The sequence below is a fragment of the Streptomyces sp. NPDC005962 genome, assembly GCF_040629205.1.
Taxonomy (GTDB): Bacteria; Actinomycetota; Actinomycetes; order Streptomycetales; family Streptomycetaceae; genus Streptomyces.
Genome location: NZ_JBEXVE010000001.1, coordinates 715,492 through 728,397, shown reverse-complemented (window position 1 = coordinate 728,397; position 12,906 = coordinate 715,492). Strand labels below are relative to the sequence as shown.

The 12,906-nt window shown below is 72.9% G+C and carries 11 protein-coding genes; 3 read left to right on the top strand and 8 right to left on the bottom strand.

The features are described 5' to 3' along the window. Positions 1–12: 12 nt before the first annotated feature. Together ABZ370_RS03475 and ABZ370_RS03470 are read right to left on the bottom strand one after the other, a co-directional pair. A complete protein-coding gene (locus tag ABZ370_RS03475) occupies positions 13–1,011 on the bottom strand; it encodes a nucleoside triphosphate pyrophosphohydrolase (RefSeq protein ID WP_358615696.1) in 999 nt (332 codons plus the stop codon). A gap of 14 nt (positions 1,012–1,025) precedes the next feature. Then, entirely contained in the window at positions 1,026–1,643 is a 618-nt protein-coding gene (locus ABZ370_RS03470; RefSeq protein WP_358615693.1) for a SurA N-terminal domain-containing protein, read from the bottom strand. Between the two features lie 304 nt (positions 1,644–1,947). On the opposite strand from ABZ370_RS03470, the gene ABZ370_RS03465 reads away from it, so the two are divergent. After that, positions 1,948–3,462, top strand: coding sequence for a DUF2079 domain-containing protein (locus ABZ370_RS03465; RefSeq protein ID WP_358615690.1), 1,515 nt, complete (start codon positions 1,948–1,950; stop codon positions 3,460–3,462). On the opposite strand, the gene ABZ370_RS03460 is transcribed toward ABZ370_RS03465, so the two are convergent. Next, positions 3,434–4,222: a VOC family protein gene (locus ABZ370_RS03460; protein WP_358615688.1), complete on the bottom strand. Its 789-nt coding sequence runs from the start codon at positions 4,220–4,222 to the stop codon at positions 3,434–3,436. The genes ABZ370_RS03465 and ABZ370_RS03460 overlap by 29 nt on opposite strands. 111 nt (positions 4,223–4,333) lie before the next feature. Here ABZ370_RS03460 and ABZ370_RS03455 point away from each other — a divergent pair, with 111 nt between their 5' ends. Continuing rightward, positions 4,334–4,921, top strand: coding sequence for an RDD family protein (locus ABZ370_RS03455; protein WP_358615685.1), 588 nt, complete (start codon positions 4,334–4,336; stop codon positions 4,919–4,921). 109 nt (positions 4,922–5,030) lie between these two features. Here ABZ370_RS03455 and ABZ370_RS03450 read toward each other — a convergent pair whose 3' ends face one another. Beyond that, positions 5,031–6,287: an Ig-like domain-containing protein gene (locus ABZ370_RS03450; protein WP_358615683.1), complete on the bottom strand. Its 1,257-nt coding sequence runs from the start codon at positions 6,285–6,287 to the stop codon at positions 5,031–5,033. A gap of 308 nt (positions 6,288–6,595) precedes the next feature. Here ABZ370_RS03450 and ABZ370_RS03445 point away from each other — a divergent pair, with 308 nt between their 5' ends. Continuing rightward, positions 6,596–6,913, top strand: a complete 318-nt coding sequence (locus tag ABZ370_RS03445) for a hypothetical protein (protein WP_358615681.1) — start codon at positions 6,596–6,598, stop codon at positions 6,911–6,913. A 39-nt stretch (positions 6,914–6,952) separates the two neighbouring features. Here the strand turns inward: ABZ370_RS03445 and hutH are convergent, their stop codons facing one another. From hutH to ABZ370_RS03425, 4 genes are all read right to left on the bottom strand, one after another. Then, positions 6,953–8,497: a histidine ammonia-lyase gene (gene hutH / locus ABZ370_RS03440; protein ID WP_358615679.1), complete on the bottom strand. Its 1,545-nt coding sequence runs from the start codon at positions 8,495–8,497 to the stop codon at positions 6,953–6,955. A gap of 110 nt (positions 8,498–8,607) precedes the next feature. Further along, positions 8,608–9,705 carry a sensor domain-containing diguanylate cyclase gene (locus tag ABZ370_RS03435; RefSeq protein WP_358616077.1) on the bottom strand — a complete coding sequence of 366 codons (1,098 nt, stop codon included), beginning with the start codon at positions 9,703–9,705 and terminating at the stop codon, positions 8,608–8,610. A 184-nt stretch (positions 9,706–9,889) separates the two neighbouring features. After that, the gene (locus tag ABZ370_RS03430) at positions 9,890–10,684 is read right to left on the bottom strand and encodes an enoyl-CoA hydratase-related protein (protein WP_358615677.1); all 795 of its coding nucleotides are present in this window, start codon (positions 10,682–10,684) and stop codon (positions 9,890–9,892) included. 46 nt (positions 10,685–10,730) lie between these two features. Further along, positions 10,731–12,866, bottom strand: a complete 2,136-nt coding sequence (locus ABZ370_RS03425) for a hypothetical protein (protein WP_358615675.1) — start codon at positions 12,864–12,866, stop codon at positions 10,731–10,733. Between the last annotated feature and the right edge of the window lie 40 nt (positions 12,867–12,906).

Below are 12,906 nucleotides of genomic sequence, written 5' to 3'. Positions count from 1 at the left end.
ACCGGAGCGGGGTTAACCCGCCGGGCTCTCCGCCGCCAGGATCGCGTCCCGGTAGGCCCGGGCCGCCGCGCGCAGCGCCGTCTCGGGCTCCACCCCCGCCTCCTTGGCGCGGATGGCCAGCGCGAGCAGCTCGTAGCCGAAGCCCTCGCCCTCCGGGAAGGCGACCGCGAGACCTGCGGTACGGGCGCGGGAGGCGAGCTGCGCGGTCAGGGCGAGCGCGGGCTGACCGACCGGCACCCCTTCGGTGACCGAATCGCGCTGCTTCTCGGCCGTCTTGGTGCGCAGCCAGTGCACCTTGACGTCCTCGGCGGTCTCCGCGACCTCGTCGCCGAACACATGCGGATGGCGGCGGATCAGCTTGTCCACGATGGCACCGGCCACGTCGTCGACCGAGAACGGCTCGTCCTCGTGCTCCTGCGCGATCCGGGCGTGGAAGACGACCTGGAGCAGCACATCGCCCAGTTCCTCGCGCAGCGCCTCCCGGTCGCCCTCCTCGATGGCCTCGACGAGTTCGTACGCCTCCTCGATGCCGTACTTGACCAGCTCCTCGTGGGTCCGCGCCCCGCTCCACGGGCATTCCGTCCGGATCTGGTCCATCACCTGGACCAGGTCGAGCAGCCGAGCGCCCGGCAGGTCGTACGAACCGGGCAGCAGCTCCAGGTCCGGCATCGCCTCGCGGCCCGAACCGGCCAGCCGGGCCAGCCCGTCGGTCAGCGCGGACTCGCCGTCGGCCGAGGTGATCACGACAGCGCTGCGGCCGCCCTCCGCGACGCAGTAGTCGACCAGTTCGCGCGCTGCCGGGACCTCGTGCTCGACCTCGATGCCCGCCTCGCGCAGATACGGCAGCTGCGGATGGCGGACGTCCCCGCACAGCACCCGGTCGGCGCCGCGCAGCGCCTGCCAGGCGGGCCAGGAGAGCAGCCCGGGCGCCACCCGGTGGCTGGTGGTGAGAAGGACGACGCGGCCGGTGGCGGGGCCGGGCGCGGGCGCGGCGGAGTCAGGCGTGGTCACCCTTGAAACGTAACCTACGCCGGTTGCTGAGAGGCGGTGGAGGTGCGCAGCCAGGCCTCCTTGGCGAGGACCGCGGTGCCCTTGGTGTCGTCCCAGTTGCCGTAGCGCGGGTTGACCTTGATCGCGAGGTCCTTGGAGGTGCGGGTGAACACCGCGTTGACCTTGGCGACGCCGAGCTTGCGCAGCAGCGCGGTGCGGGTCAGCTCCATGCGGACGGCGCCGTCGATCTGGTCCGGGGCGATGCCCTGCTCCAGGTAGGCGGCGCGCAGCGCGCCGGCCCCGCCGGACTGCTGCTCGGCGGCGGCGCGGGCGCGCTGCACCGCGCGGCGGCTGACGCCGATGCTGTTGTCCTGCCCGGCCCGCTCGATGACCTTGAACTGGATCATGCGGATGAGGGTGTTCTGGGTCAGCTGGCCGCTGGCGGCCACGAGCTGGTCCGCCCTCGGGGAACCGCTCTGCGCGTCCCGTACGTCCTTCACCTGGGCCTGGAGCTGCGACTCGGTGATGCGGCCGTCGTCCAGGACGGCCGCGGAACCGGCCTTCGGGGCGCCCCCGCAGGCGGTGAGCAGGGGGGCGCAGACCAGCAGGGCGGACGCGGCGGAGACGGAGAGCGCAGTACGGCGGCGGATCATAGAGCCTCCCGGCAGAGATCGTGCGGCGCGACAAACGATCTGGCGTTGATCGATGGTATGGAGTCGGCGCGGCCTAGGCCACTGCTTGGACAACGATTCACCGTGGTCTTGGTCAGCGTCCCGCCGTGAACCGGCGTGGTCCGGCCGTGAACCGGCGTGCGGCGCGGGGCCGGGGCGTGAAACGGCGACGGTGCAACCGCCCGGCCCCTGTCGCGTATCTTTTCGACCGGACCGCCCGCACCGCACCGCCCCGCACCGGCCCCATGCCCCGCCCCCATGCCCCTCCCGATGACAAGGACCCCGGATGGACACGGCAGCGACAGCCCCGCCCGGCACCACCGCCGAAGGGGCGGCCACCGCCGACGGGGCGACCACCGCCGACGGGGCGACCACCGCCGCCACGGGCGCTACGCGGCCGCGCACCCGGGCGGCGGCGCTGCGCCACCCGCGGCTGGACCCGTACTGGCTGGCCCTCGGCCTGTTCGCCGCCTTCGCGACCCTGTCGGTCTGCCGCTACCGCCGCATGGCCACCATGTCGTGGGACCTGGGCATATTCGAACAGGCGATACGGGCGTACGCGCACTTCCAGGCCCCGATAGCCGATCTCAAGGGCCCCGGCGCCAACATCCTCGGCGATCACTTCAGCCCCATCACCGCGCTGCTCGCCCCGCTCTACCGGATCTTCCCGAGCCCGGTCACGCTGCTCGTCGCACAGGCCGCCCTGTTCGCCCTCTCCGCCGTCCCCGTCGCCCGGACCGCGGCCCGGCTGCTCGGCCGGGGCCGGGGGCTCGCGATCGGCACCGCGTACGGACTGGCCTGGGGCCTCCAGCGGGCCGTGGACTTCGACTTCCACGAGATCTGCTTCGCCGTCCCGCTCATCGCGTTCTCCCTCGAAGCGGTCATACGCAGGCGCTGGTACGCGGCGATGCTGTGGGCCGCCCCGCTGGTCTTCGTCAAGGAGGACATGGGCGCCACGGTCGCCGCGATCGGCGCCGTCGTCGCGATATGCGCCCTGCGCGAGCGGGTGCCGGGCATCGCACCGCTCGCCATCGCCCTCATGGGCTTCGGCGTGCTGGGCTCGGCGCTCGCGCTCGGCGTCGTCATCCCCGGCTTCAACGGGGCCGGTGCGTACGACTACTGGGACAAGGTCGGCGGCGGGGGCGGCTCGGACGCCACCATCCCCCTCGTCACCGCGCTGCGCACCCTGCTGTGGGTGCTGCTGCCGACCACCGGGCTGCTCGCGCTGCGCTCCCCGCTGCTGCTGGCCGCCGTGCCCACCCTCGGCTGGCGCTTCGTCTCCCACGACGAGCACTACTGGGGCACGGACTGGCACTACAGCGCGGTGCTGATGCCGGTCGTCTTCCTGGCGCTGGTCGACGCGCTCGACCGGATCGGGAAGAGCCGCCGCGCCTGGCTCATCTCCTACGCCCGCCAGATCCCCACCGCGGTCTGCGCGGCGGCCCTGGCCCTGACCACCTCACTGCCGCTGGCCGAGCTCACCGAGGAGACCACCTACCGTAAGCCGCCGCAGGTCAGCGGGGTGGAGCGGCTGCTGGACCGGATACCGGACGGGGCGACGGTCGAGGCCAACGTCGGGCCGATAGCCCGCCTCACCAGCCGCTGCCGGGTCTTCTGGGTCGGCTCCACCCAGGACGTCACCCCGCAGTACCTGGCCCTGGCGGAGCCGCCGGACCGCACGGTGCGGCAGGAGCTGGCGTACGCGAAGCAGCTGCACCCGAAGGCGCGCTACGAGGCGCTGGCGACCTCCGGGGGCTACTTCCTGCTCCGGCTCAAGAGCCCATCGGCTGCGGGGCGATGAGCGCGAACGGCGCGCCCTGCGGGTCCTGTACGAGGGCCATCCGCCCGGCCACCATGTCGAACGGCGGCTTGAGCACCGTCCCGCCCTCCGCCGACAGCTTCGCGACCGTCCGGTCGGTGTTCTCGACCGAGAAGTAGGCCAGCCAGTGCGGGGGCGTCCTGGCCGGGGCCCCCGCCGGGATGTTCTGGAGCCCGCCGACGGTCCGGCCGTTCACGGTGAGCGCGAAGTAGCCCTCGGCGCCTTCCATGGGGACGGTCTCGATGCCGAGCGCCTCCGCGTAGAACGCGCTCGCCGCCTCGCGGTCGCTGGTGTTCAGCTCGTTCCAGATCAGCGCGCCCGATTCGTTGACGATGCCCGCTCCGGGGAACTCCCGCGCCTGCCAGACGCCGAAGACGGCCCCGGTGGGGTCGGCCGCGACCATCATCCGCCCGAGGTCCATCACGTCCATGACCGGCATCAGCACGGTGCCGCCGTTGCGGCTGATCGCCTCCGAGGTGGCCTGGGCGTCGGTGGAGCAGAAGTAGGTGGTCCAGACGGTCGGCGGCGCGGGCTGGTCGTCCCTCGCCTGCGCGGCCATCACTCCCGCCACCGGGTGGTCCTTCAGCGTGCAGACCGTGTACCCGCCGAATTCGGCCGGGCCGATCTCCCCGGACCAGCCGAACAGCCCGCTGTAGAAGTCGAGGGCGGCCTGCTGGTCGGGGGCCGTCAGATCGATCCAGCAGGGCGTGCCGGGCTGGTAGGGAGTGGTGATTTCGGCCATCGGTGCCTCCCAGTCGGACCTCTGTTCCCATTCTCCCCGGGTACGGCGGAAGCGCCACTCGGCGGGAGGCGCCGTCGGAGCCCTGTGCTGGGATTTGGCAAGATTTCGATCATGATTGATCCACGGGGGCAGCGACAGCCCTCTCCGCATCCATCCCCACCCAACCCCTACGCACAGCCGCACGGACAGCCGTACGGACAGCCCTACGCGGAGCCCTACGCGGAGCCCTACGGACAGCAGCCCTACGGCCCTCCTTCGCCGCACCAGCCGCCGCGGGTGCCCGAACCGGCCGGTGACGAGCGGCGCATCTGCGCGGCGGCGGTGGACTGCGTCCTCGCGCTGGGCGGCGGCTCCGCCCTCGGCCTGCGCGTCCTCCCGCTGCTCAAGGCCGAGGCGGATTCCCTGCTGCTGGCCGTGTGCTGTGTGCTCGGGCTGTCCTTCGCCAACCAGGTGCTGGGGACCTGGATCTTCCGGGCCTCCGTCGGCAAGTGGATGCTGCGGATGCGCGTGGTGCGCGAGACCGACGCCGGGCGGCCGGGTTTCTGGCGGCTGGTCCACCGCTGGCTGATCGGGATGACCTGGCTGCCGATGCAGCCGCTGCGCAGCCTGGTCTGGTCGGACGGCGATCCGTACGAGGACCACTGCAAGATCGCGTACGTGCGCGTCAAGGATCTGCGGCGGCGACACCACCCGGGCTGACGGCTGACACCGGGCCAACGGCTGACAGGGTGCCAGGGAGCCCGAAAACGCCGGGCGGCGGCCGGCCCGAAGGCCGACCGCCGCCCGGCGGTGGTGGTGGGACGTGGCGTCAGGCGCCGGTCGCGCTACCCGCCACCCACTGGTTCCAGTCCATGTTCCAGCCGTTGAGGCCGTTGTCCGGAGAGACGGTCTTGTCGTTGGAGTTCTTCACCACGACGACGTCACCGACCTGGGAGTTGTCGTAGAACCAGGCGCCTTGGGTGTTCGGGTCGTTGGCGCCCTTGGTGTCCGACAGGCCCACACAGCCGTGGCTGGTGTTCTGGCTGCCGAAGATGGACTTGGCACCCCAGTAGTTGCCGTGGATGAAGGTGCCCGAGGTGGACAGCCGCATCGCGTGGGGCACGTCCTTGATGTCGTACTCGCCCTTGCCGTCGTCGTCCGTGAAGCCGACCGTCGCACCGTTCATCCGGGTCTCCTTGAACTTCTCGGAGATCACCATCTGACCGTTGTACGTGGTGTTGTCGGGGCTTCCGGCCGAGATCGGGATCGTCTTGATCAGCTTGCCGTCGCGCACGACCTTCATCGTCTTGGACTTGGCGTCGACCGTGCTGACCTGCGATTGGCCGACCTTGAAGGTGACGGTCTTCTCCTGGACACCCTTGACACCCGGCGACGCCTCGACGCCGTCCAGGTCCAGCTTCAGGGTGACGGTGGAGTTGGCCTTCCAGTAGTCCTTCGGGCGCAGGTCCAGCCGCTGGCCGCTGAACCAGTGGCCGACGACCTCCTGACCGCTGCTGGAGGTGACCTTGATGCCGGACTGAACGTCCTTCTTGTTGGTCACCGCCTTGTCGAAGTTGACCGAGACCGGCATGCCCACACCGACCGTCGAACCGTCCTCCGGCGTGAAGTTGCCGATGAAGCTGTTGGACGGGGAGACGGTGGTGAAGGAGGAGTGCTCCGTGGCCTTGCGGCCGTCGGAGTCCTTGGCGGACGCGCTGATCTTGTACTGGGTGGACCGCTCCAGCTGGCCGTTCGGCTTCCAGGAGGTCCCGTCGGACGATATGGAGCCTTCCACGGCGGAGCCGTCGGCCTTGGAGGTCATGGTCACCGAGGTGAGCTTGCCCCCGTTGACGTTGACCTTGGTGTCGCGGTTGATGCCCGCGTTGGTCGCACCCGACTTCGGTGTGATCTTGATGCGGGCGTCGGAGGCGTCCTTGGCGGCCGCCTCGTCCACCTGCGACTGCCCCTTGCCACCGCCCTTGCTGTCGCTGCTGTCGCCGTCCCCGCCACAGGCGGCGAGAGTCAGTACGCCGCTGAGCACGGCGGCCGCGGCCACCAGCCCCCTACGGCGCTTGCCGTACGTCATCACACGCTTCTCCATTTACGACTGGACCCCAGAAACCCAAGACCTACCCAGCAAGACCTATCCAGGAAGAACGCCTGTACCTTTTGGTCGGTTCCACGACCAGTAAAACTGTGTGCGAGGCCACTTAGCAAAGACGCTGGTCCAGCTTATGACGCAGCACTGCGAATCCGGACAAACCATGACAGGCCAGGATTAGTCATATGGTGCGGAGCAGGCTGCGGCCCCGGTTCGCTACCACCCGACCCCTGTAAGTCACTACGATCGGGCACACGGTGTCAATTCGCCACAGCCTCAAGGGGGATGCCGTTGTGTCCGCACGCCGACCGCTGCTGACCGCCGCCGCAGCCGGTTCGCTGCTGTGCGCCCTGTGGTTCGTCCCCTCCGCCAACGCGACGGTCGAGACCGGCGGACCCTCGTCGTCCTCCGGGTCCTCCGGCGCGGCACCGAACGAGGCGCCGTCCCAGTCCCAGTCCCAGCCTCGGACCGAGGCCGTCCCGGACGAAGACCTCGCCGACACCGGCAGCGTGGACGTCACCCCGTACCTCGCCGGAGGCACGGCCTTCCTGGGGCTCGGGGTCACGATGGTGACCGCCTCCGCGCGCCGTACGCGCGCGCAGGCGGCCTGACACATGTTGTTTTGACCATGTTGTTTTGATTGTGCTCCGTCAGGCCAGCGGCCCGGTCACCGATTCGACCGCCTCGGCCAGCAGCCCGGACCGTACGAACGCCTCGGCGGCCGCCAGGTCCGGCGCCAGATAGCGGTCCCCGCCCGGACCTTCGACGCCCGCCCGGCGCACCGCCGCCAGCACCGCCCGGGTCGCGGGCGCGGGCACCAGGCCCTTCCGCAGCTCCACCGCGCGGGCGGCCGCGACGAGTTCGATCGCCAGCACCCGGGTCAGGTTGTCCACCACCGTGCGCAGCTTGCGCGCCGCCGACCAGCCCATGGAGACGTGGTCCTCCTGCATCGCGGAGGACGGGATCGAGTCCACCGAGGCGGGCACCGCGAGCCGCTTCAGCTCGCTCACCAGCGCCGCCTGGGTGTACTGCGCGATCATCAGCCCGGAGTCCACGCCCGGGTCGCCCGCCAGGAACGGCGGCAGCCCGTGCGAGCGGTTCTTGTCCAGCAGCCGGTCCGTACGGCGCTCCGCGATCGAGGCGAGGTCGGCGGCCGCGATGGCCAGGAAGTCCAGGACGTACGCGACGGGCGCGCCGTGGAAGTTGCCGTTCGACTCCACCCGGCCGTCCGGCAGCACCACCGGGTTGTCCACGGCGGACGCCAGCTCGCGGTCCGCGACCAGCCGGGCGTGCGCGAGCGTGTCCCGGCCCGCGCCCGCGACCTGCGGGGCGCAGCGGATCGAGTAGGCGTCCTGGACGCGCGGCGCGTCGTCCTGGTGGTGCCCGGTGAGTCCGGAACCGTCGAGCACCCGCAGCATGTTGTCCGCGCTGGCCGCCTGGCCGGGGTGCGGGCGGATGGCGTGCAGCTCGGGCGCGAGCACCCGGTCCGTGCCGAGCAGCGCCTCCAGCGACAGCGCGGCCGTCACATCGGCGACGGTGTACAGCCGGGCCAGGTCGGCGCAGGCCATGACCAGCATGCCGAGCATCCCGTCGGTGCCGTTGAGCAGCGCCAGCCCCTCCTTCTCGCGCAGCTCGACCGGCTCGATGCCGTGCGCGGCCAGCAGCTCGGCCGCGGGCCGCACCTCCCCGTCGGGCCCCTCGGCCTCGCCCTCCCCCATCAGCGCGAGCGCGCAGTGGGACAGCGGCGCGAGGTCGCCGGAGCAGCCGAGGGAGCCGTATTCGTGCACGACGGGCGTGATGCCCGCGTTGAGCAGGGCCGCCATCGTCTCCACGACCACGGGCCGCACCCCGGTGTGGCCGGACGCGAGCGTCTTGAGCCGCAGGAACACCAGCGCCCGCACCACCTCGCGCTCCACCCGCGGCCCCATACCGGCGGCATGCGAGCGGACGATGTTGCGCTGCAGCTGGGCGCGGAGCTCGGGGCTGATGTGGCGTACGGCGAGGGCGCCGAAGCCGGTGGAGACGCCGTACACGGGCTCGGGCCTGGCCGCCAGGTCGTCGATGACCCGCCGCGCGGCGGCGACGGCCTCCAGCGCATCCCCGGCCACCTCGACCCGCGCCCCGCCGCGCGCCACGGCGACGACGTCCTCGGCGGTCGTCCCCGACGTCCCCACCACCACAGTGTGCATATCCATATTCAGGCACCCTAGAGAGTGAATCCCCAGGTGTCACCCTGCGCCTTCCCCACCCCGGCGCTCCACCCCCGTCCGGGGCGGGCGGGGCGGGAAACGGCCGCGTGGTGGGGCTACGGGCGGCGGCCTCGGAAGCGGCGGCGTTCTCGGGGGCGGTCCACGGGGGTGTCGGCCAGACGGATCACCGGGTCGTCCGGGCCGCCCTCGCGGCCCGCGACCACCGGTTTCAGGGAGCGCGCCGCCTTCGCCCGGTACTGGGCCGCGTCCGCCAGGCGGAACAGGCGGCGGGCCGACGCCACGGGCCCGATCGGATCGCCGGTCGACGCGATCCCGCACGCGACGCCCTCGCCCATCTCCAGCTCCGCCGCCCGGCGGCACAGCTCGTCGGCCACCCGCACCACCTCGTCCGCCGGTGGCCCGACCCCCAGCAGGCAGAACTCATCGCCGCCCAGCCGCGCCACCAAGGCGCCCGGGAGCATAGCGCCGCAGAGGGAGAGGACCGTGCCGAAACGTTCCAGCAGACGGTCTCCCACCGCGTGGCCGAGCGTGTCGTTGACCCGCTTGAGGCCGTTGAGGTCGCACACCACCAGCGTCACCACAGTGCCGTACTCGCGGTACGTCTCCAGCGCCTCGTCCAGCCGTATGTCCACCGCCCGGCGGTTGCCCAGCCCGGTCAGGGGGTCGGTGAAGGCCAGGCGGCGGGCCTCCTCCAGACGTTCGGTCTGGGCGAGCCCGGCCGCCGCCACCGAGGCCAGTACGGTCGCGAAATCGGCGTCGCCCCGGCCGAACACCGGGCTCCCGGCCGCCCGCGCCACATACAGCTCGCCCCACGCCCGCCCGTGCAGCACCAGCGGCGCGACCACGCACGAGCCGCGCCCGCGCCGCCGCAGGGCCGCCACGCGCTGATGGCAGTACGAGGCCGGGCCGGGGCCGGTGCCCGCCGCCGTCTCCACCCACGCGTGCGGCTCGCCGCCCGCCGCCCACCGCTCGTGCAGGAACTCCGCGATCTCCGGGAAGTCGTGCACCGGATACGACTCGTCCTCCGGCAGCGGCTCCTCCCCCGGCATCAGCTCGCCCACGTTCACCAGGACCCGCAACCGGCCCCGCTCCCGCTCCCACACCGAAACCGCCGCGAAGGTGCCGTCCAGCGCGCGGCGCGCGCTCTCGGCGGCGGTGCCCACCGCGTCGCGCGGGGTGGGCGCCGCCGCCATCGCCTGTGCGAGCCCCACCACCGCCCGCAGCCGCCCGTCGGCGCCTCGTCCCCCGTCGCCCCCGTTGTCCCCGTTGTCCCTCACGTCGGCCTCGCATTCCTCACCGTGAGCGCGCACGTTCTGCACTCAAGAGTAAGAATGTCAAGGACCATCCGCTTTGGGAGCCTTTTCGGGTGCGGAGGTCTCACTCCCCGGGCCACTCCGGCTTCCGCTTCTCATTGAAGGCCGCGACGCCCTCGGCACGGTCCCCGGAGAAGGCGATCGTCCGCCACCCCGCGTCCTCGACCTCCAGCCCGGCCGGGAGGTCCAGACCGTGCCCGAGCCGCAGGGCCCGCTTGGCGGCACGCAGCCCCACGGGCGAGTTCGCGGCGATGCGCCCGGCCAGCTCCAGCGCGGCCGTACGGTCCTCACCCGGCGCGACGAGTTCGTCCACCATCCCCAGCGCGTGGGCCTCCTCGGCGGGCACCCGGCGCGCCGAGAAGATCAGCTCCGCGGCGCGGGCGGCGCCGACCCGGCGGGGCAGCAGCTGCGTACCGCCGCCGCCCGGGATCACCCCGACGGACACCTCGGGCAGCCCCACCACGGCCGTACGGTCGGCGACGATCACATCGCAGGACAGCGCCAGCTCGTAGCCGCCGCCGAGCGCGAAGCCGTGCACGGCGGCGACGGCGGGCACGGGCAGCTCCAGAACGCCGGTATAGGCGGCGCGGGAGACCGGGCGGTGACGCATCATCTCCGCGTCGGTGAAGGAGTTCCGCTCCTTGAGGTCCGCGCCGACGCAGAACGCCCGCTCGTGGGTGGACGTGAGCACGACGGCCCGCACCGCGTGGTCGTCCGCGAGCGCCGCGCACGCCGCCGCGATGCTCCGGGCCATCTCGGAGGACACCGCGTTCATGGCCTTCGGCCGGTCCAGCACCAGCTCGGCCACGAAGCCGTCCCGCCGGACCGCGACCCATTCCCCGTACCGCTGCTCACCCATCTCGCACCCTCCCGGTTAACGACCGTGAACCGTTGCCCGGCCTACGTTACCGGCGCCGCCGCCACCGCATCAGAAAGGCCAGCATCGACGGCCGGGGGCGGTCGGCGTCACCGGGGGCGTCGCCATCGGGGGCAACGTCGCCGGGGGCAACGTCGCCGGGGTCGGCCGAGGCCCACGACGGCACCGGTGCCGGGGCAGGTACCCCGGCGGGGGCTGGGGCCGCGCTGGGGACCGGCCCCCCGCCCGAAGCCGGGGCCGAACCCGGCGCTACGCCCGCGCCCAAATTCCCGCCCGGGGCGGAGGGCGAGGCCGCACCCGGGGCTCGAGCCGACTCGGGAGCCGAGGCCGGGGCCGCCTGCGGGCCCACACCCGAGCCCGGCGCCGGGGCCGTGCCGGGGGCAGGGACCCCGCCCGCACCCGACGCTCCGCCTGGGGCTGGGGCAGCTCCGGAGACCGGGCCCCCGCCCGAAGCCGATGCCGGGCCCGGGCCTGGAGCCGTGCCCGGGGCCTGGGCCGCGCCCGAGCCCGCGCCCGGGCTCGGGGCCCGAACGCCCAGGGGCACGGCCACACCCGAGACCGCCCCCGTGCCCGCCACCCCGCCCGGAGCTGCACCCGGGGCTGGAGCCGACTCGGGAGCCGAGGCCAGGGCCGCCTGCGGGCCCACACCCGAGCCCGACGCCGGGGCCGTGCCGGGGGCTGAGGTCCCGCCCGCGCCCGATGCCCCGCCTGGGGCCGGACCCGCGCCCGAAGCGCCGCCCGGAACCGAGGCCTTGGCCGGAGCCGGGGCCGCACCCGGAGCCGGGGCCGGGGCCGCGCCCGGGAACGACCCCGTACCCGGAACCGGAGCCGCGCCCGGGAACGACCCCGTACCCGGGGCCGGGGGCGCGCCCGCACCCTGCGCCGGGCACGAGGGCGTTGCCTTCGGGGCCGGAACCGCCTCCGGCGGGGCCGGGTCCCGGGGGGTTGGGGGGAAGCGGACCGGGAGGGAGGTCAGGCCTCGTTGGTAGATGCCCGGGCGCCAGCGGAGGTCCTCCTCCGGGCCCGCCAGTTCCACGTCCGGGAGGCGGTCCAGGAGCTTTTCTATGGCTACGGAGGCGATGAGCCGGGCCGAGCTGCGGCCGGGGCACATGTGGGGTCCGGCGCTGAAGGCCAGGTGGCCGCGGTTGCCGCGGTTGCGGCCGGAGACCCGTAGGGCGTCCTGGTTGGCGGCGGCGAAGCTGATCACGACGGGTTCGCCCTCGCGCAGCCGCACCCCGGCCAGGGTGACATCGTGGCGGGGGAAGTGGACCGCGAGGTTGGCGAGCGGCGGGTCCGTCCACAGCACCTCGTCGAGGGCATCCTCGACGAGCATGCTGCCGCCGGAGAGGCCACCCGCGAACCGGTCGTCGGTCATCAGCACCCGCAGGGCGTTGCCGATCAGGTTGATCACCGGGTCGCTGCCGGAGGCGGTCAGCAGCATCAGCTGCTCGACGAGTTCGTGGTCGGCGAGCCGCTCGGGGTGGGCGATCAGCCAGGACGTGACGTCGGCGGCGGGCCGGGCCCGCTTGAGGGCGACGAGTTCCTGGAGCGCCGCGGTGATCGTACGGTCGGCTTCCGCCACATCCGTACCGTCGAACAGGTGCGCGAGCCCGGTGAAGAGCCGGTCGGCGATGTCGCGCGGGCAGCCGAAGAGTTCGCCGAGGACGAGCAGCGGCAGCAGCGCGCAGTACTCGCCGATCAGATCGGCCTCGCCCGCGTCGCAGAACTGGTCGATCAGGGAGTCGGCGATCCGCTCGACGTAGCCGCGCAGCGCGCCCGGGTCGATGCGGCTGGTGGAGTCGTCGATGGCGGCGCGGTAGCGCTGGTGCTCCTCGCCGTCCACCGCGGTGGGCTGCGGCCGGTAGCGGATGATCTGCCCGGCGTGGCTGGTGTCGGGGACCCGGCCCTCGTTCTTCGCCCGCCAGCGCCGCGGGTCCTTGGAGAACGTCTCGGGGCGGCGCAGGATCTCCAGCGCGGTGTCGTAGCCGACGCACAGGGTCGCGGTGACGCCCGGGTCCAGTTCCACCGGGGCCAGCGGGCCGTACGTCTCGCGCAGTCGCCGGTAGACGGCGGACGGGTCCTTGGCGAACTCGGGCGTGTGCAAAGGCTCGGCGGCCGCCTCGGCGCCCGTTCCAGTGCCCGTTTCGGCCGGGTCGTCGATCATGCCGCCGTACGCTAGCGGAACGGTGTTCCGGCTTGTGCCG